The organism is Micromonospora sp. WMMD714 (genome assembly GCF_029581315.1).
In the GTDB taxonomy this organism is placed as follows: Bacteria; Actinomycetota; Actinomycetes; order Mycobacteriales; family Micromonosporaceae; genus Micromonospora; species Micromonospora rifamycinica.
The window spans coordinates 4,130,596-4,155,482 of the sequence record NZ_CP120744.1 but is presented as its reverse complement, the minus strand read 5'-3'; the positions used below and the strand labels follow the sequence as shown (position 1 = coordinate 4,155,482).

Annotated in this window: 24 protein-coding genes, 1 pseudogene, 1 CRISPR repeat array and 1 riboswitch; of the genes and pseudogenes, 12 read left to right on the top strand and 13 right to left on the bottom strand. The window is 70.9% G+C overall.

From position 1 onward, the window contains the following. Positions 1-67: 67 nt before the first annotated feature. The 3 genes from O7625_RS18180 (at position 68) to O7625_RS18170 (ending at position 2,531) form a co-directional block, all read left to right on the top strand. Positions 68-796 (top strand): 4'-phosphopantetheinyl transferase superfamily protein, encoded by a 729-nt coding sequence (locus tag O7625_RS18180; protein ID WP_282340109.1) that lies wholly within the window; start codon positions 68-70, stop codon positions 794-796. 40 nt (positions 797-836) lie between these two features. Next, positions 837-1,262, top strand: a complete 426-nt coding sequence (locus O7625_RS18175) for a VOC family protein (protein ID WP_282340107.1) — start codon at positions 837-839, stop codon at positions 1,260-1,262. Positions 1,263-1,325: 63 nt separating this feature from the next. Beyond that, positions 1,326-2,531, top strand: coding sequence for a cytochrome P450 (locus tag O7625_RS18170; protein ID WP_067302548.1), 1,206 nt, complete (start codon positions 1,326-1,328; stop codon positions 2,529-2,531). Positions 2,532-2,691: 160 nt separating this feature from the next. Here O7625_RS18170 and O7625_RS18165 read toward each other — a convergent pair whose 3' ends face one another. After that, positions 2,692-3,723: a methyltransferase gene (locus tag O7625_RS18165; protein WP_282340106.1), complete on the bottom strand. Its 1,032-nt coding sequence runs from the start codon at positions 3,721-3,723 to the stop codon at positions 2,692-2,694. Beyond that, the gene (locus O7625_RS18160; RefSeq protein WP_282340105.1) at positions 3,716-4,672 is read right to left on the bottom strand and encodes a ferritin-like domain-containing protein; all 957 of its coding nucleotides are present in this window, start codon (positions 4,670-4,672) and stop codon (positions 3,716-3,718) included. Before O7625_RS18160 ends, O7625_RS18165 begins: the two co-directional genes overlap by 8 nt. Before the next feature lie 60 nt (positions 4,673-4,732). Here O7625_RS18160 and O7625_RS18155 point away from each other — a divergent pair, with 60 nt between their 5' ends. From O7625_RS18155 to O7625_RS18140, 4 genes are all read left to right on the top strand, one after another. Further along, on the top strand, positions 4,733-6,049 hold the full coding sequence (locus tag O7625_RS18155; RefSeq protein WP_282340104.1) for a condensation domain-containing protein: 1,317 nt from the start codon (positions 4,733-4,735) through the stop codon (positions 6,047-6,049). Positions 6,050-6,206: 157 nt separating this feature from the next. Then, positions 6,207-7,307: an LLM class flavin-dependent oxidoreductase gene (locus O7625_RS18150; RefSeq protein WP_282340103.1), complete on the top strand. Its 1,101-nt coding sequence runs from the start codon at positions 6,207-6,209 to the stop codon at positions 7,305-7,307. Next, positions 7,304-7,909, top strand: coding sequence for an NAD(P)H-dependent oxidoreductase (locus tag O7625_RS18145; protein WP_282340102.1), 606 nt, complete (start codon positions 7,304-7,306; stop codon positions 7,907-7,909). Before O7625_RS18150 ends, O7625_RS18145 begins: the two co-directional genes overlap by 4 nt. A 45-nt stretch (positions 7,910-7,954) precedes the next feature. Further along, positions 7,955-8,242 carry a phosphopantetheine-binding protein gene (locus tag O7625_RS18140; RefSeq protein ID WP_067302530.1) on the top strand — a complete coding sequence of 96 codons (288 nt, stop codon included), beginning with the start codon at positions 7,955-7,957 and terminating at the stop codon, positions 8,240-8,242. Between the two features lie 50 nt (positions 8,243-8,292). Here O7625_RS18140 and O7625_RS18135 read toward each other — a convergent pair whose 3' ends face one another. Continuing rightward, complete coding sequence (locus O7625_RS18135) at positions 8,293-9,381, bottom strand: class I SAM-dependent methyltransferase (RefSeq protein ID WP_282340101.1); 1,089 nt, start codon at positions 9,379-9,381, stop codon at positions 8,293-8,295. Between the two features lie 183 nt (positions 9,382-9,564). On the opposite strand from O7625_RS18135, the gene O7625_RS18130 reads away from it, so the two are divergent. Further along, complete coding sequence (locus O7625_RS18130; RefSeq protein WP_282340100.1) at positions 9,565-10,701, top strand: acyl-CoA dehydrogenase family protein; 1,137 nt, start codon at positions 9,565-9,567, stop codon at positions 10,699-10,701. 19 nt (positions 10,702-10,720) lie between these two features. Here O7625_RS18130 and O7625_RS18125 read toward each other — a convergent pair whose 3' ends face one another. Both O7625_RS18125 and O7625_RS18120 read right to left on the bottom strand, forming a co-directional pair. After that, positions 10,721-11,107, bottom strand: coding sequence for a hypothetical protein (locus tag O7625_RS18125; RefSeq protein ID WP_231932714.1), 387 nt, complete (start codon positions 11,105-11,107; stop codon positions 10,721-10,723). A 342-nt stretch (positions 11,108-11,449) separates the two neighbouring features. Next, a complete protein-coding gene (locus tag O7625_RS18120; RefSeq protein ID WP_282340099.1) occupies positions 11,450-12,907 on the bottom strand; it encodes an aldehyde dehydrogenase family protein in 1,458 nt (485 codons plus the stop codon). Positions 12,908-13,125: 218 nt separating this feature from the next. Between O7625_RS18120 and O7625_RS18115 the strand changes: the two genes are divergently transcribed. Further along, entirely contained in the window at positions 13,126-14,832 is a 1,707-nt protein-coding gene (locus O7625_RS18115) for an MFS transporter (RefSeq protein WP_282340098.1), read from the top strand. Positions 14,833-14,977: 145 nt separating this feature from the next. Continuing rightward, entirely contained in the window at positions 14,978-15,760 is a 783-nt protein-coding gene (locus tag O7625_RS18110) for a DUF427 domain-containing protein (RefSeq protein WP_282340097.1), read from the top strand. A gap of 123 nt (positions 15,761-15,883) precedes the next feature. Here O7625_RS18110 and O7625_RS18105 read toward each other — a convergent pair whose 3' ends face one another. Next, entirely contained in the window at positions 15,884-16,570 is a 687-nt protein-coding gene (locus tag O7625_RS18105; protein ID WP_282340096.1) for an alpha/beta hydrolase, read from the bottom strand. 429 nt (positions 16,571-16,999) lie between these two features. Between O7625_RS18105 and O7625_RS18100 the strand changes: the two genes are divergently transcribed. Both O7625_RS18100 and O7625_RS18095 read left to right on the top strand, forming a co-directional pair. Next, on the top strand, positions 17,000-17,395 hold the full coding sequence (locus O7625_RS18100; RefSeq protein WP_282340095.1) for a hypothetical protein: 396 nt from the start codon (positions 17,000-17,002) through the stop codon (positions 17,393-17,395). An 81-nt stretch (positions 17,396-17,476) separates the two neighbouring features. Further along, positions 17,477-17,725 (top strand): annotated as a pseudogene (locus O7625_RS18095) (DUF4291 family protein); the annotation flags it as partial. Positions 17,726-17,767: 42 nt separating this feature from the next. Here O7625_RS18095 and O7625_RS18090 read toward each other — a convergent pair. The 7 genes from O7625_RS18090 to O7625_RS18060 all read right to left on the bottom strand — a co-directional run bounded on the left by O7625_RS18090 (position 17,768) and on the right by O7625_RS18060 (position 24,825). Continuing rightward, entirely contained in the window at positions 17,768-18,214 is a 447-nt protein-coding gene (locus O7625_RS18090) for an AAA family ATPase (RefSeq protein ID WP_282340094.1), read from the bottom strand. 220 nt (positions 18,215-18,434) lie between these two features. Beyond that, complete coding sequence (locus tag O7625_RS18085) at positions 18,435-18,779, bottom strand: hypothetical protein (protein WP_282340093.1); 345 nt, start codon at positions 18,777-18,779, stop codon at positions 18,435-18,437. Positions 18,780-18,852: 73 nt separating this feature from the next. Next, complete coding sequence (gene bluB / locus O7625_RS18080; protein WP_282340092.1) at positions 18,853-19,497, bottom strand: 5,6-dimethylbenzimidazole synthase; 645 nt, start codon at positions 19,495-19,497, stop codon at positions 18,853-18,855. Between the two features lie 35 nt (positions 19,498-19,532). Further along, positions 19,533-19,732, bottom strand: a riboswitch (cobalamin riboswitch). Positions 19,733-20,213: 481 nt separating this feature from the next. Beyond that, positions 20,214-20,663: direct repeats of the CRISPR family, unit length 28 nt; unit sequence CTGCTCCCCGAGCATGCGGGGGTGATCC. Between the two features lie 26 nt (positions 20,664-20,689). Next, positions 20,690-21,199 (bottom strand): Pycsar system effector family protein, encoded by a 510-nt coding sequence (locus O7625_RS18075; protein ID WP_282340091.1) that lies wholly within the window; start codon positions 21,197-21,199, stop codon positions 20,690-20,692. Further along, positions 21,196-21,951, bottom strand: coding sequence for a hypothetical protein (locus tag O7625_RS18070; protein WP_282340090.1), 756 nt, complete (start codon positions 21,949-21,951; stop codon positions 21,196-21,198). The genes O7625_RS18075 and O7625_RS18070 overlap by 4 nt, the downstream gene beginning before the upstream one ends. Position 21,952: 1 nt before the next feature. Continuing rightward, complete coding sequence (locus O7625_RS18065) at positions 21,953-24,007, bottom strand: hypothetical protein (RefSeq protein ID WP_282340089.1); 2,055 nt, start codon at positions 24,005-24,007, stop codon at positions 21,953-21,955. After that, complete coding sequence (locus O7625_RS18060; protein WP_282340088.1) at positions 24,004-24,825, bottom strand: hypothetical protein; 822 nt, start codon at positions 24,823-24,825, stop codon at positions 24,004-24,006. Before O7625_RS18060 ends, O7625_RS18065 begins: the two co-directional genes overlap by 4 nt. Positions 24,826-24,887 lie beyond the last annotated feature (62 nt).

The following is a 24,887-nucleotide window of genomic DNA, read 5'->3' as shown; positions in this document are numbered from 1 at the left end:
TCGGCAACACTAGGAAAGACTCGCCACGAAGGCGAGGCGGAATACGCCGCCGGACGGGGGGCACGGCGTGGGCGAGCGACTCGGCGGCGACGAGTGCCTGATCTGGCGGTGCCCGGTCGGACCGGTCCCCGAGCGGCTGTCCGCCCTGCTCGACGACGCCGAACGGGCGCGGGCCCGGGCGCTGGGCCACGAGCAGGCCCGGGCGCGCTTCGTCACCGGTCGGGTCACCGCCCGGCTGCTGGCCGCCCGACACGCCGACACGGATCCCCGCGACGTCGTCTTCTCCTCGACCTGCCGGCACTGCGCCGGCCCGCACGGTCGGCTGGAGGTGCACACCCGCACGGGTGTGCTGCACGTGTCGGTGTCCCACTCGGCGGCCCGGGTCGTGGTGGCGATCGCCCGCGACACCGTGTGCGGGGTGGACATCGAACGGGTGGCGTTGCGGGGCGACCGGATCCCGGTCTCGGCGCTGTCCCCGGCGGAGCGTCGGGTGCTCGACGGCCTGCCCGAGCAGCGGCGACTCGCCGGGTTCATCCGGTACTGGACCCGCAAGGAGGCCGTCCTCAAGGCGACCGGGGACGGTCTCGTGCTGTCCCCGGCCGACCTCACCGTCAGCGCCCCTGATGCCCCCGCATCCTTGTTGAGCTGGGCGAACCGCCCACCTCCGCACGTCGAGGTGCACCTGAGCGACCTGGCCGTCGGCGACGGTTACCGGGGCGCGCTGGCCACGCTCGGCCGCCCGCTGACGGTCGTCGAGTGCGATGTCGACCCTTGCGAAAAGGCGAGTCGCCTATGATGTCCACACCGCATGGATGGACTACCCGAGAAGAGGTTTCATGTCGGACCGATCGTTCTCCCCGGTCATCCCCTTCCTGCGCTACCAGGACCCGACCGCCGCCGTCGACTGGCTGGTCGACGCGTTCGGCCTGGAGCGTTTCGACATCACCGAGGTCGACGGCGAGGTGGTGCACGCCGAGCTGAGCTGGGGAGACTCCACGATCCAGCTCGGCGGCGGCGGTCCGCACGACACGCTGGGCATGGTCAGCCCGCGCGACCTGCCGGCCACCAGCGGTGGCATCTACATCTGTGTCGGTGACGCGGCCGACGTCGACAAGCACCACGCCCGGGCGGTGCAGGCCGGCGCCAAGCTGGTCTACGACCTGCACGACACCTCGTACGGCTCGCGTGACTACGGAGCCTACGACCTGGAGGGGCACGTGTGGTGCTTCGGCAGCTACCTGCCCCAGAAAGCCTCGGCATAGGGTTTTCGGCAAACACGCGTAAAGACTTGCCCAGGCGGCGGGTTCGGGCCAAGACTGGCAGGTATGGATGCCTCCGGCCTGCCGCCCCGGTTCGACGCGCTCGACCCCGCCGTCCTGGAAGATCCCTACCCGACCTACGCCCGGCTACGTGAGGCCGGGCCGCTGTGCCGGTTCGGCCCCGGCAGCTGGGGCGTGACCCGGCACGCCGACGTGGTGGCCCTGCAGAAGGACCCCCGGCTGGGCAGCGAGTTCCCCGAGGCGTACCACCACCTGTCGGTGGGCGAGGGGGCCGCCAGCCGCTTCTTCCAGCGCATCATGCTCTACCGCGACCCGCCGGACCACGTCCGGTTGCGGCGGCTGATGAGCGGCGCCTTCACCCCGGCCGTGGTCCGGCGGATGCGCGGCTACATCGAGCGGACCGTGGACGACCTGCTGGCCCCGGCGTTGGACGGCGGCGACTACGACGTGGTACGCGACCTGGCGTACCCGCTGCCCGTGCTGGTGGTGTCGACGTTGATGGGCATTCCGCCCGAGGCGCACGAGGACGTCCGCCAGCACGCCGTCCGGCTCGGGCGGGCGTTCAGCGCGATCGTGCCGGAGCAGGCCCGGGGGGCGGCGCACGAGTCGGTGGAGTGGCTGCGCGCGTACATCGGCGGTCTGCTCGACGAGCGCCGCAAGGCCCCCGGGGACGACCTGCTGTCGACGCTGTTGCAGGTCGACGAGGACGGGGACCGGCTCAGCCACGACGAGATCGTGGACAACACCGTCTTCTCGTTCTTCGCCGGCTTCGAGACGACCGTGCACCTGATCACCAACGGGTTCGCCGCGCTGCTGCGGGCACCGGACCAGTTCGCCCTGCTGCGGGCGAACCCCGGCCTGGTGCCCGGTGCGGTGGAGGAGTTCCTCCGCTTCGAGGCGCCCATCCAGGGCACCGCCCGGCTGGTACGGGAGCCGGTCCGGGTCGGCTCGCGCACCATCCGGGCCGGACGGGTGCTGGTGCTGATGCTCGGCTCGGCCAACCACGACGAGGCGGTCTTCCGCTCCCCCGGCACGCTGGACGTCACCCGTGACCCGAATCCGCACGTCACCTTCGGTGGCGGCGGGCACCTGTGCCTGGGGGCGTTCCTGGCCCGGACGGAGGCACAGGTGGTCTTCGACTGGGTGCTGCGCCGCACCCGCTCGGTGGAGCAGGCCGGCGCGCTGGTCCGGGAGACCGACACGCCGTTCCGGGCCTTCGCCCACGTGCCGTTGGCCGTCAAACCCGGCTGAGCCTCCCGCCGTGGCTCGGAGGGGGCCTGCCCCGGTCGTGGACCGGGCAGGCCTCCCGGGGGGGGTGTGCGCGGGGCAGGCCTCCCGGGGTGTACGCCGGGCACGCCTCCCAGGGTGTACGCCGGGCAGGCCTCCCGGGGTGTGCGCCGCGGGGCCTGGTTCAGGCGGGCGTGGCGGCGAGGATGGTCAGCGTGGCGGTCGGCCGGACGGTGTCCAGCCGCAGCCCGGCACGCTCCAGCAGGACGGCGGTCTCCTCGGCCGTGCGGTGGGTGCCGCCGGTGAGCACCAGCGTGTGCACGTCGTAGAGCTTCGCCACGTCGAAGGTGTCCCCCGGCGGCAGGACGGCCTCCAGCAACAGCAGGCGGCTGTCCGGCCGCATCGCCTCCCGGACCCGCCGCAGCACCGCCACCACCTGGTCGTCGTCGAACCCGGGCAGCACCGTCTTGAGCAGGTACGCGTCCGCACCGCCGGGCAGCTCGTCGAAGAAGCTGCCGGGGACGATCGCGCACCGGTCGCGCACCCCGGCCTCGGTGAGGACCCGGTCCGCCGCCGCCACGACGTGCGGCAGGTCCAGCAGGGTGCCGCGCATCGCCGGATAGCGTCCGAGCAGCCCGGCGAGGAAGCCGCCGTCGCCGCCGCCGACGTCGACCACGTGTGCCAGCTCCCCCCACGGGTGACAGGGCAGCACGGTACGCAGGTGCAGCCGGGTGATCGCGTGCATCCAGCGGTCGACCCGCCGGCTCTCCTGCGGGTTGTCGGCCAGGTGGCTCCAGTAGTCGGTGCCGTGCGCCCGGTCGAAGGCGGCCTCGCCGGTGCGCAGGCTGTGCGGCAGCTCCGCCCAGGCCTGCACGTCGGAGGCGAGCAGGGTGTACACGGCGCGCATCGACATCGGGTGGTCGCTGCGCAGCGGCTGGGCCAGCGGGGTCAGGGCGAACACCTCCGGCTCCGGTTCGGTGAAGATGCCCCTGGACGCCAGCGCCCGCAGCGCCCGGCACAGTGACCGCTCGTGCGCGCCGGACTCGGCGGCGAGTTCGGCCACCGGCCGGGGCCCGTCGGCGAGCAGGTCGGCGATGCCCAGGTCGCTCACCGCCCGGGTGGTCATCGGCACGATGACGTCGGTCAGTTCCGCCAGCCGCATCAGCGACGCCAGGTCCATCGGCGGCCGCTGCCGGACGCCCGTTCGTTCAGCCACCACGCCTGCCCTCCACGAATTGGATCAGATCCAGCCGGACGAGGCCGTCCCGCACCCGGGGGGTCATCAGTCCGATCTGGTCCAGTGCCCGGCCCACCCGGGAGAAGATGGCCTGCCGGTAGGCGACCATCAGCTCGTTGCGGGCGGCGAAGTCGAGTCCCTCGGTCATCGGGATCTCCATGCGTTCCCAGATGTCGCCGAGGAGGAACCGGCGGCGGATCAGGGCCGCGGACTCCAGCACCAGTTCCTCCCGCTCGGTGCGCTCCCGGGAGGTCATCTCGTCGTACAGGCCGCGCAGCGTCAGGACGCCGAACGACACGTGCCGGGCCTCGTCCCGGGCCACCAGCCCGGTGATCTGCTTGATCAGCGGGTCGTGGAAGGTGCTGTGGGCCAGCCGGAAGGCGGCCATCGCCAGCGCCTCGACCATGATCTGCATGCCCAGCGAGATGACGTCCCAGCGGTTGTCCTCGAGGATGTCGGTGAGCAGCAGCTCCAGCGGCTCGGAGATCGGGTACGGCCGCTGGATCTTCTCGCGCAGGTAGCGGGAGAAGACCTCCACGTGGCGTGCCTCGTCGACGGCCTGGGTGGCGGCGTACAGCTTGCTGTCCAGGCCCGAGACGATCTCCACCAGCCGGGCGGCGACCACCATGGCCGCCTGCTCGCCGTGCAGGAACTGGCTGACCATCCACGCCTGGAGCTCCCACCGGAACTCGTCCCAGGCCAGCCGACCCCGGGGGGCGAGCGGCGAGGCGGCGAACCCGGCCATGGCGAAGGCGGAGTCGTCGGGCAGCGGCGACCCGAAGGGTACGTCGAGACGCCAGTCGATCTCGTCGACGCTCCACTGTGCCTGCTTGGCCCGCTGGTAGAGCGACACGGTACGGGTGTCGGAGGGCTCGTAGTCCCAGTTGAGCCGGGCGTCCTGGGTCGAACGCACTACCAACTCGCTCATAGCAGTAAAGACTAGTTCGCCAGACACGCAAAGCCAACGGCAAAGGCTATGGTGCTATCTGTGGAAGCACGCGAGACACCAGCCTCGGTCTCCCAGCGGCTGCTGTGGATGATCAAGCACTACCGGTCGGACTTCGGCGCGCTGAACTGCCCGGTCGTCTGCCGCATCGTCGGTGACCTGGACGGACCGGCGTTGCAGGCGGCGGTCGACGCGCTCGTGGCACGGCACGAGGCGCTGCGGACGACCTTCCACGGCCGCGGCGCTCGTCTCGTACAGCGCGTGCACCCGCCCCGCCCGCAGCCGCTGGTCTGGGCCGACCTGGCGACGGGTGAGTCGCCACAGGTGGCGCTGGCCCGGGACCTCCAGACGCCGATCGACCCCGGGCAGTGGCCGACGCGGGCCAGCGTCTGGCGGGTCGGTGCGACCGAGCACCTGTTCTGCCTGAACCTGCACCACCTGGTCACCGACGCGTGGTCCACCGGCATCCTGCTGCGCGACCTGGTCGCCTGCTACGACGCCGCCTGCGGCGGGGCCGCCGTCCCCGCCCCGCAGGGCTGGCAGATGTCCCGCTTCGCGCAGGCGCAACAGGAGCTGCTGGCCTCGGACCGGCTGGGCCGCTACCAGCGGTACTGGCGACAGCAGCTGGCGGGCAGCCAGATCCCCCGGCTGGACGCGCTCTACCCGGCCGCGGACGCCGACGGCACGGGTGCGGATGCCGACGGCACGGGTGCGGCAGCGCCCCGGTCCGTCGCGGCCGAGCTGCCGGCGGCGACGGTGGCCGGGCTGCGGGAGCTGGCGCGGCGGGAGAAGACCACCATGTTCACGGTGCTGCTGGCCGCCTTCCACACCCAGCTGCACCGCCTGACCGGTCAGCCCGACCTGGCGGTGGCGTCGATGTTCGCCAACCGGTCCCGGCCCGAGGTCCGCGACACCGTCGGCCTGCTCGCCGGCATGGTGCTGCTGCGTGCCCAGGTCGCCCGGCAGAACAGCTTCGCCGAACTGGTACGCCACCTGCACGCCGCGGTGATCAGCGCGTTCGCCTACCAGGACCTGCCCTTCCACCTGCTGCCGACCGGGCTCGTGGACACCGGCGGCGGGCGGGCCGACGACGTGATGTTCAACGTGATGTCGCCGTTGCGGCACGACCTGACCGGCGGCGGGGCGCGGTTCGAGCTGGTCGTCCCGACGGAGATCGGCAGCCGCTTCCCGTTCGAGCTGGCCCTGGCCCCGGTGGGTGAGCACCGGGTGCAGGCCGTGCTGTTCCGCGCCGGCGGATGGGCCGACCCGGCGCTGGGGCAGGAGTTCCTGGCCGGCTACCTGGAGGTGGCGGCAGCGGCGGCGCACCGCCCGGACGCCAGGCTGCCGGCCCGGGGGTAACCAGTCACCGCGACGGTATTGACAGCATCACACGCATCCTGAGAACCTCCCAGAACATACTCGTAAAGGCGCGTGGATAGCAGGAAAGGCAAGTGCACACGGGGATGGCAGGTCAATCCGGGGCGGGTCGACCGGCTCACGGCGGAAGGGACCGTTGATGACACTGCGACTGCACTGGTTCCTGCCATTGCACGGCGACGGTCGGGAGGTGGCCAAGAGCGCGGACGGGGTGGACCGGACCAGGAACATCCGACGGGAGCCGGGGCTGAACTACCTCGGCCAGGTCGCCCAGGCGGTCGACGGGCTCGGCTTCGCCGGCGCGTTGGTGCCGACCGGGCTGTTCTGTGAGGACCCCTGGCTGGTCGCCGCGGCGCTGTCGCAGCAGACCCGCCACATGCAATTCATGATCGCCTGTCGGCCCAGCGCGCTGCCGCCGATGGTCGCCGTCCAGTCGGCCGCGACGTTCCAGCGGCTCTCCGGCGGCCGGCTGATGCTCAACGTCGTCACCGGCGGCGACGCCGACGAGCAGCGACGCTACGGCGACTGGCTCGACCACGGCGAGCGGTACGACCGGACCGAGGAGTACCTCGACGTCTTCCACCGTGCCTGGGGCGGCGAGCCCTTCGACTTCCACGGCAAGCACTACCAGATCAAGGCCGGGATGCTGAGCCGGCCGCACGACGTCCGTCCGACGATCCTGCTGGGTGGCTCGTCCGCGGCGGCGCAACGGGTGGCCGCCGCGCACGCCGACGTCTACCTGGCGTGGGGCGAGCGCCCGGACGGGCTGGCCGAGCTCACCGACCGGGTCACCGAGCTGGCCGCCGAGCGGGGCCGCACCGTCGAGTTCGGCACCCGGTTCCACGTCATCAGCCGGGACACCGCGCAGGAGGCCTGGGCGGTGACCCGCCGGCTGCTCGACGGGATGGAGGCCGGCCGGATCGCCGAGGCCCAGCGACGGTTCCGCCGTACCGAGTCGGAGGGGCAGCGCCGGATGGCCGCCCTGCACGGCGGACGGGCCGACGACCTGGAGGTGTACCCGAACGTGTGGGCCGGCTACGGGCTGGTCCGCCCGGGTGCGGGCGCCGCGCTGGTCGGCAGCCACGAGCAGGTGGCCGAACGGATAGCCGAGTACCACGCGCTGGGCATGAACCACCTGATCCTCTCCGGGCAGCCCCACCTCGAAGAGGCGTACAACTTCGCCGAGGGTGTGGTGCCGCTGCTGCGGCGTCAGGGGCTGCTCGGGCGGGAGGCGTCATGACGCGGGTGGAGACGACACTGCTGCAGGGCAGCCCCCGGGCGGGCTCGCGTACCGCAGGCATCGCCGTCCGGCTGGTGGAGGAGCTGTCGCTCGCCCTCGCCGCGGAGGGGGTCGAGCTGGCCGGGCCGGACGTCGTCGACCTCGCCGACATCGGCGCCGGGCTGCCGTTGCGGGCCAGCCGCAGCGTACCGCTGGGGCCGGAGACCGAACGCGCCCTGGAGCTGGTCCGCCGCCCCGGCCTGCTGGTGGTGGTCAGCCCGACGTTCAAGGGCACCTACACCGGCCTGCTGAAGTTGTTCCTGGACATGCTTCCCCTCGACGGGCTGGCCGGCTGCGTCGCCGTCGGCGCGATGACCGCGGGCTGGGCCAAGCACCGTGGCGCCGGGGACCAGTACCTGCGCCCGCTGCTGACGGAGCTCGGCGCGGTCGCTCCGGTGCCCTGCCTGTCGATCCTCGAAGAGGAGTTCGAGGACGTGCCAGCGGTCGTCGCGGCGTGGTCGCGCCGTTGGGCGCCCGCGCTGGGGGCGGTGGCCCGCCACCTGCGTCACCACGACCTGTCCGCCCCCGAGGTCCATCCGCTGACCGGCGCTCGGGCCTCCTGAGCGCCCCGTTCATCCGTCACGCCAGCGACACAGAGGAGATCGACCATGACCGAGCAGACCGCGCCCGCCCGCCGTACCGAGGAGGAGATCCGCGCCACCGTGGCGGCGGTCATCTCCGACATGGCGCCGAAGGACGGCGTGGTGGTGACGGCGGGTTCCCACCTCATCAAGGACCTCGGCTACCACTCGCTGGCCCTGATGGAGGTGGCGTTCGCCATCGAGGACGAGTTCGACCTCGACCCCATCGACGAGGACACCGCCCGGAAGATCACCACCGTGCAGGCCGTGCAGGACCTGGTGGTCGAGCGGCTCGCGGAGCGCGACGGCTCCTGAGCAGCACGGTGCGGGAGGGTCCGGGCCGCCCGGACCCTCCCGCACCGGCGTCAGCCGGTCAGCCGGTAGAGCCGGTGGAAGCGGTCGGTGACGGCGAGGATCGTCATCCCCGAGAAGCCCGCCCGGGTGGCCAGCTCGCGCACCATCCCGGGACGCAGCACCGTGCCGGTGCCCGTGGAGTCCTCGCCGGTGCGGCTCGCCGGCAGGCAGTGCAGCACGCTGGTGCCGTACTGGAAGCGTTCCACGTCGTCGCCGGGGGCCGTGAAGGCCGGCGCGACCTTGGCATCCATCACGAGCACGGCCCCGTCGGCGGCCCGCAACTGCCGGCAGGCCCGGAGCACGGCGACCGGTTGCGACACCTCGTGCAGCGCGTCGAAGAGGCACACCAGGTCGTAGCCGCCGGCCAGCTGGGGGTCGGCGGCGTCCCGGCAGGCGAAGCGGACCCGGTCGGCCACACCCGCGTCGGCGGCATGCCGCTCGGCCTGCCGCAGCGCGGCCCCGTCGAGGTCCAGGCCGGTCACCTCGGCGTGCGGATACGCCCGCGCGAGCGCGATGCTCGACCAGCCGGTGCCGCAGGCGACGTCGGCGATGCGCCGGCCGGGCGTGCCGAGCCGGTCGTGCACGTCCGGCACCTGCTCGGCGATCCAGCCGGCGAGCTGGTGGGCGAAGAGTGCCCGGTTGGCGCCGGAGTGGCCGTCGCGCCAGTCGACGCCGAACACGTCGTCGGGCACACCCGCGCCGCTGCGGTAGGCGGCCACGAGCTCCGGTAGGGCGGCGGCGACGCCGCCGAGGGGCAGCACGGCGAGGGAGGCCAGGGACATCGGATCGTCCGAGACCGTGAGGACGGCGGCGTGCCCGGCGGGCAGCCGGTACCCGCGGCGGTCGGCCGGCGCCCGCACGTCGTCGGTCTCCACGATGCCGCAGACGGCCTGCTGCTCCAGCCACTCCCGGGCGTACCGGGGGGCGACGTCGGCGGCGCGGGCCAGCTCGTCCGGGGTCATCGGCCCCGGCGCGGCGGCCAACGCCTCGTACAACCCGAGCTTGACCCCCAGGTACGCCGAGAGGAGTTCCTGCGTGGCGAGGAGAGACTTCCACATTCTCATCGCGAACACGTGTGTCTGCGGGTCAGACACTGTCATGAGACACCTCCCCGATCAGCGCAACCTGTGTTTCCAGAGTGTCTACAGACAACACTCCCATGCCTGTTGCACGATACAGGTAGACAGTAGGATGGTCATCGGTCGTTTCCGAGCCGCCCGCAGTGGCGGAGCAGGCTCGGCTCGGCACTCGTACCGCACGCCAGACCGGAGGGCGAGGATCGCATGACGACGTGGCAACTGGTCCGTGATCTTCTTCCGGAGGTCGCCAAACACGCCGACGAGGTGGAGCGGCTCCGCGGGCTCCCGGACCCGCTGTACGACGGGCTGCGGGCGGCGGGGTGCCTGCGCATGCTCGCGCCGGTGGCGCACGGCGGCGCCGGTCTCAGCGTGCCGGACACGCTACGGGTCATCGAGACCCTGGGCACGGCGGACGGCTCGGTCGCCTGGCTGGTCGGCCAGGTCGCGTTGTCCCAGCTCATCATCGGCTGCGCGGCGGAGGAGACGGTCGCGACGATCTTCGCCGACGGGCCGGACGTCTACGCGGCCGGCTCGGTGGCGCCCAAGGGCAGGGCCACCGAGGTCGAGGGCGGATGGCGGGTCTCCGGTCAGTGGCCCTTCGTCACCGGCTGCGAGCGCGCCGACTGGGTCTACCTGAACTGCGTCCTGGTCCGGGGGCGCGCGGTGGCGGTGGCCGACGGCCGGCCCGCCACCCGGATCATGCTGCTGCCCGCCGCGGACGTGACCGTCGTCGACACCTGGCACACCCTGGGCCTGCGCGGCACGGGCAGCCACGATCTGGCCGTCTCCGGCGGCTTCTGCCCCGACGAGCGGGCGGTGACGCTGGCACCCGGGACGGCGGGCGCGGACCGGGCGGCGATGAGCATCGCGCAGTCCAGCCTCATCATCGCCGCGGCCGCGACGGGCATCGCCGAGGGGGCGCTGCGGGACGTCGTGGAGCTGGCGGCCGGCGGTAAGCGGCCGGCGCTCAGCGCCACGCGGCTCGCCTCCTCGACCACCTTCCAGGAGCGGCTGGGCGAGGCCCGGATGGTGGCGCAGGCGGGCCGGGCGCTGCTCTACGACCAGGCCGGACAGGAGTGGGGCGAGGTCGCGGGCCCGGACGCGGCGGTGCGGCGGGCACAGGTCCGGGCGGCGGCCGCGCAGGCGACCGCGCTGGCGGTACGGGCGACCGACACGGCCTTCGAGCTGGCCGGCGGGACGGCGGTGTACGACTCGTCTCCCCTGTCCCGGCGGCTGCGTGACGCCAACACCGCTCGGCAGCACTTCGTGGCCAGTCGCCACTCGTACACGGCCTTCGGCGCGCACCTGGTCGGCGAGGGCGGCGACGGCGGTCCGCTGTGACGGGTGGTGGTGCGGTGCCTCACTTGGCGCTGGGGATGACACCCTTGCGTCGGAGCCGGGTGATCCACCCCTGCGCCGTGTGGGTGGGCACGCCGTAGTGCTGGGCGACGCCGATGACGGTGCGGTTCTTGACGTAGATGTCCTTGAGTTCGCTCGGGTCCGGCATGCGACGGTAGGCGCGGTCGGACTTGGCCGCCCGGCTCGGCGTGGTGACACGGTAGGGTGCCGTGGTCTCCACGCCTTCGGTCGAGGCGACGACGGCTCTGGGCCGCTTCGCGGCGAAGGCCTGCATCAGCAGCTCCAGGTCGACCTGGAGCAGGTCGGCGGCGCCGAGCTTGACGTCGTCCGCGACGCGTACGGTCAGCTCCTTGATGTAGACCTGACCCTCTTCGGCGAACACTCGCATGGTGGTGCGGGAGGCATCCTCTCCCGCGTCTTCCTGACCGAGTACCGGGGTGATCGTGACTATGTATTGAGCCATCGTCTCTGTCCCTCTTCCCTGACCAACAGCCGGTGTCTGCAAGACGCCAAGACACAATCTAAAACATGGCTTGTTTGGTTGGCCCTTCAGGCATGCACACAGCACGCCCACGACGGCCCTAAGTGACACTAACCTAACAGAAGGTCACCTTCAGGACAACCATCGATATTGATGGTTGTCAGGAAAACACTTCACGTATGAGCGACACCAGAAAACCACGTCCCGAAGTCTCCTCCTGTCGTTGGGATCACGTATCGGTGGCGGCGCTCACACCGACATCCACACGTTCTTCGGTCGGAGGAACTCACGCAGGCCGGCGACGCCGCCGATCCGCCCGGAACCACTCTGCTTCACTCCGCCGAACGGCGCCGACGGCATCAGACCCGGTGCCCCGTTCACCCACACGCTGCCGGCCGCCACGACCCGGCTGACCCGGTGGGCACGGCGCAGGTCGTTGGTGTGCAGGTACGCTCCCAGGCCGTACCGGGTGGCGTTGGCCAGCAGCACCGCCTCTTCCTCGGTGTCGAAGCTCGACACCGCCAACACCGGTCCGAACACCTCCTCCTGGACGAGCTCGCCGTCGCCGTCGGCGTCGACGAAGACCGTCGGCTCCACGAAGAAACCGTCGGCGAGATCCCCGCCACAACGCCCGCCGCCGGTCAGCAACCGCGCCCCGGACAGCCGGGCACGGTCGATCACCCCGACGATCCGCTCACACGCCCGCCGGGAGACCACCGGACCCATCACGGTCGTCTCGTCGGCGGGGTCGCCCACCCGGATCCGGCGCAGCCGCGAGGTCAGCGTCTGGAGCACCTGCTCTCGGACGGCCGAGTGCACCAGCAGCCGGGTGCCGTTCGCACAGCCCTGTCCCGACAGGGCCACCACGCCGCTCATCGCGTACCGCGCCGCCGACCGGAGGTCGGCGTCGTCGAAGATGACGTGCGGCGACTTGCCACCCAGTTCCAACGCCACCGGGGTCAGGTGCCGGGCCGCCTCGGCGAGCACCTGCCGGCCGGTGGCCGCGCTGCCGGTGAAGTGCACCTTGTCGACGCCGGGGTGCCCCGCCAGGGCCGCTCCCGCCGGCGGTCCCCCGGGCACGACCACCACCACGCCCTGCGGCACCCCCGCCTCCACCGCCAGCTCGACGAACCGCTGGCCGACGAAGGGCGCCAGCTCCGACGGCTTGACCACGACGGCGTTACCGGCCGCCAGCGCCGGCCCGAGCAGCTGTGCCATCGACATCAGCGAGCCGTTCCACGGGATGATCCCGGCCACCACGCCGTACGGCTCGTCGAGGGTGTAGTCCAGGCTGCGGCCGGGCCAGGTGGGCACCACCTCGCCGCCGATCTTGTCGCACCACCCGGCGTAGTACCGCACGTGGTCGGCCGCCAACGCCGGCATCCGCCGGGCGAGCTGCATCGGCAGGCCGATCTCCAGGCTCTGCAGCGCGGCGAGGGGTTCGGCGTGCACGAGCAACAGGTCCGCCAGCCGCAGCAGCGTGTCGCGCCGCACCTCGGCCGAGCTGTCCCGCCACCCGGGCAGGCTTTCCCGGGCCAGGGCTACCGCCTGGTCGATCTCGGCCGGCCCGGCGAGCACCACCTCGGTCGTCGGCCGCCCGGTCGCGGCGTAGACGTGTTCCGCCCGGCCGCCCGAGGACTCCACCACCCGGTCCCCGCCGATCCACAGTGCCGGCTCGGGCACCAGGTGGGTGGGGGGTTCGCTCATTCCCATCGTGTGCTCCTCGCGTCGGCATCACCGGTCGTACGTGTCTTTGCAGAATCCCATAAAAGACTCGTAGGACACTAGCGGGCATCTCTGATAGACACTCCTACACGCCGCAGATAGCCTGTCTCTCAGCAACCGAAGTGGCAGCGGTGTCCGCGCTGGTCGCCCCCCTTCCCAGCCGGCCGAAACCCGAAAGAACGATCATGGAAGGTACGCGAATGACACCACCGAGGACGCGACCGTCCCCCAGTCCCGCGGAGACGCCTGCGACGCCGGCCGCGGAGCCGGCCGCCGAGCCGGCTCCGATCGCCGGCCGGGCGCGGGCCATCGCGCTCTTCGCCGTCCTGGTCGGCCTGCTGCTCGACCTGCTCGACATCGTGATCGTCAACGTGGCCCTGCCGACCATCCAGGAGGACATCGGCGCCACCGGCTCGAACATGCAGTGGATGGTGGGCGGGTACGCCCTCGCCTTCGCCACCATGCTGGTGACCGGTGGCCGGCTGGGCGACATCTACGGCCGTAAGCGCATCTTCATCATCGGCATGATCGGGTTCGCCACCGCCTCGCTCATCGCCGGCATCGCCGACAACCCCGAGCAGCTCATCCTGGCCCGCTTCTTCCAGGGCGGCATGGGCGCGCTCATGGTCCCGCAGGTGCTGTCGATCCTCCAGGTCATGTACCCGCCGGCCGAGCGGGGCCGGGCCTTCGCCGGGCTGAGCGTGGTCTTCGCCGTCGGCACGGTGGCCGGCCCGATCGTGGGCGCCCTGCTCACCGCCGTCAACGTCGCCAACCTCACCTGGCGCACGGTCTTCCTGGTGAACATCCCGATCGCCGTGGTGTGTCTCCTGATCACCGCCAAGCTGGTCCCCGAGTCCAAGGGCAAATCCGCCCAACGCCTGGACGTCACCGGTGCCGCCCTGGTGGGCATCGGCATGCTCCTGCTGGTGTTCCCGCTGATCACCGGCCCGGAGCAGGGCTGGCCGGCGTGGACCCTGGTCAGCCTGGCCGCCTCGGTCGTGACCTTCGCCGTACTGGTCGCGGTGCAACGCCGACGCACGGAATCCCCGCTCATCCCGATGTCGCTGTTCTCCCACCGTTCCTTCCGGGGTGGCCTCGCCGTCTCGCTGTTGTTCATGAGCGGCGTCATGCCGTTCTTCCTGGTCAACACCCTCTACCTGCAGTTCGGGCAGGGCTTCTCGGTGATCAAGGCGGGCCTGATCGGCATCATGTGGGGCTTCGCCGTCCCGCTGTTCACCGCCATCTCCGCCCGCCGCATCACCCCGAAGATCGGCCGGCTCGGCCTGCAACTCGGACTGACCATGCTGATCGCGTCGATGGTCATCCTGATCACGGTGATCAACCAGGTCGACGCCGCCAATCCCTGGGCGCTCGCCCCCGGGCTCGTCCTCGGCGGCGCGGGCATGGGCATGACCTTCGCTCCGCTGCTCACGTACACCCTCAACGACGTGCCGCTGGACAGCGCGGGCGCGGCCTCCGGGGTCTTCAACACCGTGCAGCAGATGGGTGCCGCCATCGGCATCGCCCTGAGCAGCATGGTCTTCTTCATCGCCCTGGCGGTCCAGTCCTCCGCCGTCGGCGACGACCTGCAGAACACGGTCCGGGACGAGCTGACCGCCCGGGGGGTGCCGGTGGCGACGGCCGAGTCCGCCGCCGACGACGCCCGTTCCTGTCTCACCGAACGGATCAAGGCCGCCAACCCGATCGCCGACCTGGACGTCTGCCGCGCCGTGTCGTCGCAGTCCGGCGCGGACGTCGCCGACCGGCACGACGAGCTGCAGTTCACCGCGAACCGCACCGCGTACCAGGAGGCCACGGTACGCGCGCTGGTCTACCAGATCGTCGTGTTCGCACTGGCCATCGCCGCGAGCTTCCTGCTCCCCCGCCGCGTCGAGCACCGGGGCTGAGCCCCGCCCGCCCCGGGTCCGCCGCCGAACCCGGCGGCGGACCCGGGGGACGTGGCGGAACCCGGGACGGCGGTAGAGACTCGACGACACCAGCCACGACGACGGAACGGACACGTGACGAGACACGTGTGCCGAGGGGGTCACCATGCTCGAGCCCGTACCACGTTTCGCCCCACCCGGGGACCGGCTCACCTACCACCACAGTGAACGCCGGGTCCGGGGCAGCATCGGTGACGTCGTCGTCGTGGACAGCCGGCGGCCGATGCTCGTCTGGGAACCCGGCCTGCCGGTGCCCTTCTGGGTCTTTCCGCTGGCCGACCTGGTCGGTGCGACACTGCGGCCCGCCGCCCAGCCCCCGGACCCCGGCACCCGGGCCGGGAGCAGCTTCCACGACCTGGCCGTCGGCGGGCTGACCCTGCACAACGCCGCGTGGACCTACCCGGGGGACCTCTTCTCCGAGACCGTGTGCCTGGCCTGGCGGGAGTGGTTCGGCCAGGGCATCGAGCGGTGGTACGAGGAGGACGAAGAGGTGTTCGTGCACCCCCGGGATCCGTTCTCCCGGGTCGACGCGGTGTCCAGTTCCCGACACGTGGTGGTGAGACACCGGGACGTCGTCCTCGCCGACACCCGCCGCCCGGTGCTCCTCTTCGAGACCGGCCTGCCCACCCGCTACTACATCCCGGCGGACGACCTGGCCCGGGAGTTGCTGATCCCCTCGGACCACCACACCCGCTGCCCCTACAAGGGAACCGCCTCGTACTGGTCGCTGCGCGACGTACCCGGACCGGCGGGGCGCTCCATCGCCTGGTTCTACCCCGAGCCGCTGCCCGAGGTGGCCAACATCGCCGGACTGACCGCGTTCTACCCGGAGCGGGTGACGATCCTGGTGGACGGCGAGTCGGTCAGCCCGACCACCGCGCTGCCGTGACCGGCGTCACGGGGACGCCCGAGACCTTCCGGCCCGGCGGGCACCCGCTCCCGGCGTCCCCGGCGTCCCCGGCGTCGCTCCGGTCGACGGTTCCCCGACCGGGCGGACCGCCCTCCGCCCGGATCACTGGCCGGTGCAGGCGTCGGTGACGGTCGCGGTCCAGACCTCGGGGTGGGTGGACCAGAAGTCGTGCGGCACACCCGGAACCGTCGAGAACCTTCCCCGCGGCACGAGTGCGGCGAGCTGTGCCAGGGGCCACGACGGGCGGATGTCGTCGCCGGCCGCGATGAAGTGCATCGGCACGGCGCAGGTAGCCAGCCCGCGCCACAGGTCCGGCCGGTGGATCCACTCGGTGAACGACTCCCCCAGCGCGGCGTGGACCCCGGGTACCCAGGCGATGTCCACCACCGGTTGGGACGCCCGACCGGCCTCGTACGCCGCCAACCAGGTCCGGTCGCACTGCGGTCCCCTGCCGGCGACGCTCACCACCGCGGCCACCGCCCCCGGATGGTCGACGGCGTAGCGCACCGCGAGGTCACCACCCCACGAGTGGCCGAGGACGGTCCAGGTGGCGACACCGACCTCGACACGGATACCCTCAAGATCGGCGATCGCCTGTTCCATGGTGTGCGGACCACCGGCCGACCGGCCGACACCGCGAGGCTCGGGGTACCAGGCCCGGTGACCCCGCGGCGCGAGCCCGTCCCTCTCCAGGTACTGCACGCAGCCCGGACCACCGCTCAGGACGACGACGTCCGGCCCTCGACCGGTGACCCCCACGTGCAACGCCGCCGATCCCACCTGGACCATCCGGGGCTCCATGCCCGGGAACGCTAGTGCCTGGACACACCGCGTGTCGATGGGCTCCGCGTCGTCGGGAAACTCCGTCGCCCCGGCACCCGCGTCCCGGCGACAATGCTCACCAGAAGGCGGACAGGCGATGGGGCGAGGGGCACGGCTGGAATGGTCCAACGGTTGGGCGGGCGTAGCTGGCCGGTGTTGATCAGCACGGTGCAGCTCGGGTGCCACCGGTACCGGATCGTCCGGCCGGCAAGGGCACCGAGGTTCGCCGGTCTCTACGAGGGGCGTCTCGGAGCCCAGTTCTGCCTCGACAAGGACACTGCCGCGACCTTAGCCCTGGCCTGGGGCCTGGCTGGCCGGTCGCCACACACGATCGTCTACCTTCCGCTCCGCCACCGGGAGCCGCCCGTCGACCATGCCTGGGGACGTCCGCTCGACATGGTGCTGCTGCACCACCGTCTCGCGTTCCCGCCGTCACGATGGAAGCAGGTCCGCTCCCGCCTCGGGGCCGGCAGGCCGCACACCGTCGTGCTGTCCGACCGCGCATGGCCGTCGCGGTCGGTCGGCGACCACCGGAAGACCCGGCACCACGGGTTTCGTGATCATCTTCGGTGGGACGTCGCCGCCGACACGTTGGTGCTCACCGGCAGCCGCGAGGCGTTCGAGCTGGAAGCCGACCAGGTCCGCGCCCTGGCCGAGGAGTGTCCCGCACACCGCGCCCGCGCCCCGGAGACACACTGCTGCGCCGAGATCGGTATGGGCGTGAACCGATGCCCTCCCCACCAACGGCGGCCGTACGCCACACTGCACGCTGAGTACTCCTCCACAACCTGAGCCACCCCGGAGACAGCTGCGACACGCCTCCGGCGGCGGTCGCGGACACCGCGGTCGGTCGAGGCGGCGGGCCGGTCCGGCTCGCTCCAGCTCGGCCTGTCCGGCGCGGCTGTCGACCGGTACGTCGACGACTGGACTGTCGCCGTCACGGACATCAGCCCCGCCGTCGAACGGATCCGGGACCTGCTGCACCGGGGCGACGACCGGGCCGCCGCAGCCTCCCTGCCCGTCGAGCAGGCCTATCCGCTCCCGGAGCGCATCGCCGCCCACCTCGACGCGAGCCCGGCGCCCGCCTCCGACGAGGAGCCAGGGCAGCGACCCGGACGGTGACAGCCGGGGGACGACGGATCACCGCCGCCCTGTCGCACCCGATCAGCACACTTCTCTGACCAGGCTTTCGACCGCGTCGGCCAGCTCGGAAACCTCCCGACGGCCGTCGAGTTCCACGGTGGCGCCACGTCGCAGCAGCGGCTCTACGGTGTGCACGTACCTGGCGATCTCCGCGCGCTGTTCAGGCGTCCTCCCATAGGGGTTGCTCCGGTGGGCGACCCGTCGGAGAAGGACCTCCAACGGTGCGCTGAGCAGGACGATGTGCTGGAAGCGATGGTAGAAGCGGACCTGGTTGTCCACCGTCCCGGACACGACCAACTCGCGATGCCGGGCGAGCAACCCGCTCATCCGGTGCTCGTCCCAGGTCCCGTCGGGCAGCTCCCAGCCACCGTAGTCCGTGTCGACGGTGCGGAAACCCCGGCGACGCAACTCACCGAGCACCGTGGTCTTGCCCACGCCCGACATGCCGGTCAGCAGTACCCGCGCCACGCCCGTACGGTACCGGGCGACGAACGTCCGCTACGTCACCTCCGGACACCCCGTGACAGGCCGTCGCGGCGCGGGATTCCGCAGAGCCGCCGGCACGGCGTCGTTCGGTCGCGCGACGCCATGCCGGATCAGCCCCGTGGAGACGGCCGCCGTGACTCCGGCGGCCTGGAGTACCGGAGCCTGTCCGGCGTACGCGTGAGCCGCGCGTACGCCGGACGGCTCACTGCCAGGGGCCGCTGCGACAGATGAACTGGGTGGTGCCGCTGTACTGGGTGGTGCTGCCGTCGTAGTAGCTGTAGCTGGCCCGCACGGGGTGCCCGAGGTTGCTGGCCGGGCAGGCGGCGACGAGGGTCGGACCGGCGGTGGTGAAGGTGCCGACGCTGCCGGAGTACCAGGTGATGCTCCAGGTCGTCGTGCCGGTGCTGCTGGCGTCGCAGTAGAACTGCGATGCGCCGGACTCGCAGAACGGCGCCGGGGCGGCGGCGAGGGCCGGGGCGGCCCCGGCAGCGGCGAGGCTCACGGTGGCAAGGGCGGAAGCGGCCAGGACCTTGACGGTGGTACGCATGAAACTCCTCCCACGGTGATCGAGAAGTAACTCACTGCTACACCAGCTTAGCCGCCGCACAGGCGTACCTGGATTAGCTGTTCGGTCCATCAGCCACCCGCTGCCGCCAACGGTCGTGGTGCACCGCCTCGGCGAGGGGCCTGCGCCGCCGCCACCCGTGCCGTTCCAGGTCGGGCACCGCCGCCAGGTGGGTGACCGGGCCGATGCAGAGCCAGGCCACCGGCCGGATACCAGCCGGCACACCCAGCAGTTCGGCGAGGAACGGCTCCCGGTAGAAGGACACCCACCCGACACCCAACCCCTCGGCGGTGGCAGCGAGCCAGAGGTTCTCGATGGCCAGACAGACCGAGTACAGACCGGCGTCGGCGATGGTGTGCCGCCCGAGCACGGCCGGACCCCCGCGCCCGGGGTCATAGGTCACCACGATTGACAGCGTCGACTCCAGCACCCCGTCGATCTTGATTCCGGCGAACCGCTCGGCCGCCGAGCCGTCCAGAGTGGCCGCGAACGCCGCCCGCTCGACCTGTACGTGCCGGTGGAACCGCTGACGGACGGCCGGATCCCGCACCAGGACGAAGTCCCACGGCTGCGAATAGCCGACGCTGGGCGCGGCATGAGCGGCGTCGAGGACCCGGTTCAGGGTGTCGGCCGGCACCGGCTCCCCGGTGAACTGCGCCCGGACGTCCCGGCGGCGATGAATGGCGTCATAGAGTTCCACAGGCAGGCTCCCGCTGCGCTCGGCCCACCCCGGTGGGTGGGCGGTCGACGCGAGGCCGGTCTTCGGACTCCCGGATCGACGTCGACCCGTCCGCCTTCCCAGCCGTACGGCCAGTGGCTGCGCTCCTCGCGCCTGGACGGTCGCTCCCCGGTCACCGCGGCGGGCCCGTGCCGGATTCACACCGGCTTCCCGATTCTCCCCGCACCCGCGGGGCACCTCGCACGATCGTGCCGTCGGCGATGCTAACCCGCCTCGACGACACAGGTCGACCACGCCCCGGCAGGCGGCGGTCACGGCTCCGGAGGGACCGTCGCCGGGAACGGCCTGGGACAGCAGCTCCCGCCGGGCCAGTCGCATCGCGCCGCCGCAGGCAGCCGTGGCGGACTTGGTCGTCCTCCTTGTACGGCACCCGGCGTACGCGCGGCGTCCGTTCATCCCGAGCGGCAGATCCGTCCGTGGCACGGCTACACGACACGTAGCACCCATGACGATCACAGTCGGGGGCTGCCTGTGGCAACCAACGCCGCTGACCGCCTCGTATCCTCACCGGTCGCGCGGCCCATGTCATTGACTCCGTCACCGGACCCGCATTGGCTAAGATCCTGTACGGCAGCTGCGACCTCAATCAGCTACGCCTCACCGACCACATGAACGGACTGTCAGCCAAAGTGAACGAAATCTGCGCAGTTGATCTTTAGCACCCCAGGTCAGTTAGTCTGCTCCCCGAGCATGCGGGGGTGATCCCTGGTGCTGCCGATCCCCGTACCCGGCTGCTGCCTGCTCCCCGAGCATGCGGGGGTGATCCCTGGTGCTGCCGATCCCCGTACCCGGCTGCTGCCTGCTCCCCGAGCATGCGGGGGTGATCCGCGACCCCCCCGTCTCCGGCGACAACAACGGCGCTGCTCCCCGAGCATGCGGGGGTGATCCTACCGGTACGACTCGGCACAGCACCATCGGCAGCTGCTCCCCGAGCATGCGGGGGTGATCCCCCCGCGACCCCCGCTGCGAGGCAGGTGATGTCCTGCTCCCCGAGCATGCGGGGGTGATCCTCCCGGGGCCGGGCCGAGGGCGGCCAGACTGCTCCCCGCGCATGCGGGGGTGATTCGGAATGCTCATATGTGGCCCTACGAATCTGGGACTACTCCCCGCGTATGCGGAGTAACCCCGGAACTCGGCGACATCCGATGACCCGTCAGACCAGCCCGGCCACGAGCCAGGCCAACACTCCGAGCACCAGAAGTCGGATCGACCACGTGACATAGACGAACTTGCGACTTGCCACCATGTGCGCCGCCCAGACGTGTCCCGCCAGCATCCTCGCGGTGGCGTCTTCATCGACTGTGGTGGCCAGCCAGACGTCGATGAATCCCTGGCTGTTGCGCCCGTAGTGCTCGGCTACGTACGCGAAGTGTTGCAGAGGCTCCGACGCAGCGGCCTGTCGTCGCGGCATCAGCGTGTGCAGCGCGAGAAGCGCACTCGTCGCAGCCGCCACCGCAGACATCACCGGGAGTACCGGCGACCAGGCCGAGCCTGTCACAGTCAGGGCGTCCTGGCCAGACCACAAGCTGCCACCGAGGAGCCCGGCAGCTGCAAGGACAGCAGCCGCCTTCACGTCGGCGAAACGAATCGTCTCGTGGAGTTGTTGGAGTGCGTTCCACCCCGCGTCGCACTGCAATCCGGAGGTCCGGAGCTTCCCGGTCACGACCCGACCCTGTCATGCGGATCACCCAGCTGGCCGGCGAGGTCCGTACGGTCGAAGCTACGGAACACCCGATCGAGCTGGCCGATCAGGTGCCGACGCTCGTCCGCGCCGAGCCCGGCGAGGAACTTTCCGATGAGCACACTGATCGGGTCTTCCTCGGCCTGGGGTGAGACAACACGCTCATCACCGCCTAGTTGAGCGGCGATCTGATCGAACGTGGCGTCCGTCATGGACCGGAGATCGGCTGGATGGTGAAGATGCCAGTACATCCGCGCCATGTCGGGCCTGGCGAAGATCTCGTCACGCAGCCACCGGAGCTGATGCAGTTCGTCTGTGCGACGCTGCTTCTCCAGGGTCGCACGTCGTTCGGCAACCTCCCAGGCGGTGGTCACGGCAAGCGACTCGGCGGGCACGGCGATCCGGACGTGCAGCCGGGTGAGGACCAGGCAGGTCTGCGGCACGGGGGTCTCGGTGACGCCTCTGGCATTGATCAGGTCAGCCAGGTGACTGGCAACTGTGACACGCCGGGCGGCAGCCCACCGGGCGAGATGGTCCCAGACGAAGGCGCGAATCTTCGCCTCGGCCTCCGGCTCACGTCCCCGCCACTCAACGGTCACCTCTGCCTGAAAGTTCGCACCGGGCAGCGCGCTGGGCAACGTGGCCTCGAACGTATCTGACGGGGTCGGCATGGGAGGCGGCTTCTCACTCCCGGACGTCCAATCCCGGGAAATGCCCCGCCAGAGATCACGCATCTCATGCTCCTACGGTGAGTGGATCAACCTGGTGCAAGCGCTCGACGACGTGGTCCCGCACGTCGCGTCGATCGGGGCTGGTCATGTCGCGACCAACCGGTTGCCAGGCGAACGTCAGCTTGGAGAGGCGCACGAGACGGCGCGTCCCGCCGTCCCCATGCCGCACCACGTCCTCGAGGAACTCGACGATGCGGATCCGACTGGCCTCGGACAGGAGCGCCGCATCGAGCAGACTCTCGCCGAACTCCGCGCGGGCCTCATCGACCTCGGCCTGATCGAAAAGTCGGGCCACCAGCCCGACAAGCCTCGTACGCGACGACTCGTCATGCCAGGTCACCAACACGGGATGGGCCTCACTACGGGCGAGCGCCGCGAACACCGCCCATGCGGTAGCGGTACGACCGCCGGGTTCACCCTCGGACCAGTTGGTAACCACGTCGACGATCCGACGACGTAGCCGGGGTATCTCCCAGAGGCGACTCATCGCCGTCACGATGGCATCCCGGACGACCGGAGAGTCACGGTGGGCGATGTGACTCAGCCGGGTCAGTGACACCCGTGGATAGAGCTGGGCGAGTTCACCTGAGCAAACCTCGGCGATGGCACACAGGGACTGATCACTCGCACGCTCCAGCCGCGACCAGCGATAGAGCAAGCTCCGCACGTCAGCCCCCACCTCGTCACTCACGGCCGTGGCTGTCAGCGCCTGCACCACGTGGGGCCGCAGATTCGGCCGTCCGGCCCAGTGACTCAGCGACACCAGCGGGCGGGTGTCCCGGCTCCGCAACACGATGGCCACCAGATTTCCGACAACTCGTTCCGCCAGCCGGGTCTGCCGGTGGTCGTTGCGCCGCAGCGGCAGGTCCATAGCCCACTTCCACAGCTTCTTGTGAAAGTTGGCAGAGCGGTCACTGTGCAGGAAGGTCAGCACTGCCGTGCCGTAGTTCGCCCGCTCGAACCGGAGCTCACCGTTGACCGCCTGAGCTTTGATCTCGCTCATCAACGCCCGTAGTCCGGTTTCCGCAAGCCCGTCCGAGCGGTCAGAGGACAGGTCACCGAGGGTCTGCCCGAGCGAGTGGACCACGTCCAGTACCTCTGCCGGTGGCTCTCCCTCGAGCAGAGCGGCTGCGACCAGGAACAGCCGCTGCCGCACACTACTGACTGCACCGAACCAATCGGCCAGGACGTCGTCCCAGTCGCCGTAGGCCCCACACACCTCCTCGACGAGCTTCGTCGCATCACGCTCGGGATGGTTACGGCGCGCGGTCACGATGATTCCGGTAAGCCGCATGGCGTCCGTCACCGTGGCCCCGGTCAGCAAGTCGCAGATGGTGGGATTGCTGACGATGGATGAAGCATCGACATCGTGCACTGCGCACTCGCGACGTACCACCTCGGCGAGGTCTGGGGGCGGAACCTGAAGGATGGAAACGGTCCCGCCGCCGCCGGCGGCAGCCCAGACAGCGGGGGTCGCCGTGACCACCAGATTCGCCTCCAGGGTTGCCAGGTGCGCGGCGTAGGCCTGCAAACGGCGCCTCAGGTCGGGAATCACCCGCTCCCGCTGGTCGGGCAGACACAACAGGTATGTCACCCCCCGCTCCGCCGGAAGCTCTGCGGCAGCGAACGGGCGGCCCCGCTCCTCGTCGATCAGGATCTCCTCCAACCGCCGCTCGGCCTGACTCGACTCGAACAGCAGCGCGACCGCAGCCGTCCGCAGCCCGGAGTTGGCCGGCCCCAGTAGCACCACCCACGGCTGGGAGCCGACGAGGCGGGCTGCGGCGGCTCGGTCGAGAGTGAGATCCTGCTCCTGGCTGGGCAGGTGGTATCTGCGCGGCGCGAGTGACTGCACGACCTGCTCCACATAGGCCCGCAGCAGATGGTGCCGGCGGATGGCTTCTGTGATCAGCTTGTTCTCGACGAAAGTCTGGTGCACACCGCCGTGCACAGTGCCGCCGGTGACCATCTGCCCGACGTTGATGCCGCTGAAAGCCTCCGGGTAGAGGGCCTCCTCGATCCGGTCGTCGTCGGCGAGAGCGACGGTCTCCTCGGGGCTCACAGCCGGCTCCCGCCGGGACTACCACCGAAGGACTGGTGCATCCCGCCGTGCACGGTCCCGCCCCCGACCATCTGCCCATAGTTGGTGCTGGTTGGCTGTTGCGGCGACCGGCTTTCGACACCTACCGGGTCGTGGGACTCCGGGTCGGCATCCGCCTCGTTCGTCCGTTCAGCCGGCCAGGCGCCGGACGGAGTAGGTAGGTGCAGCCATGCACGCTGCACGAATGCCTTGCCCTCCACCCGGGCCTCCACATCGACGAAGTGGTCCGGGTGCAGACCGGAGTAACCAGCACTGATCACGTCGTGGAAGACCCGGTCCGAGACAATCATGGCGACCAGGGTGATGCGCGGCTTGGCGTCCATGAGCGCGCTCTTGACCACCCCGGAGTCCAACAGTCGGTGCGTCTCGTTACGTGCCGTCCCATTGCCACCCTGACCCACCGCCGCCGAGTCGGTCGGTAGCGGACCCACGTGCAGGCTCACCCGCAACCGCAGAGGCTCCTCCCCCAGGTGCCGGCGCCGGTGGTCGTCGAGACGATCCTGGAGCTTGGCCGGAAAGGGATGGACGAGATACGGAAGTACCCGGGTGGGCAGGCCCACGGCAAGGCCGTCCCCGGTGGGGCCGTAGAAGTCGGGACTCGACCACTCCGCGTCGAGCCCGGCGTCCCGCATCGCCTCCCCGACGAGCCGGTGAATGGTGCGGGAGATGTTCTCGTGGGTACAGCCGGGCAGGTCCGTGAAGCCCTTCGCGTCGACCGCCAGCACCGCGCGGTACGGCGGTAGCGGGCGGGACTGCTCGAACGGTGGTGACTGCTCCATGTCGCGTTCCCTTCACCGGCGATCGATTGAAAGGCAATCGTGTCCTGCCTGCTGAGGTAGCA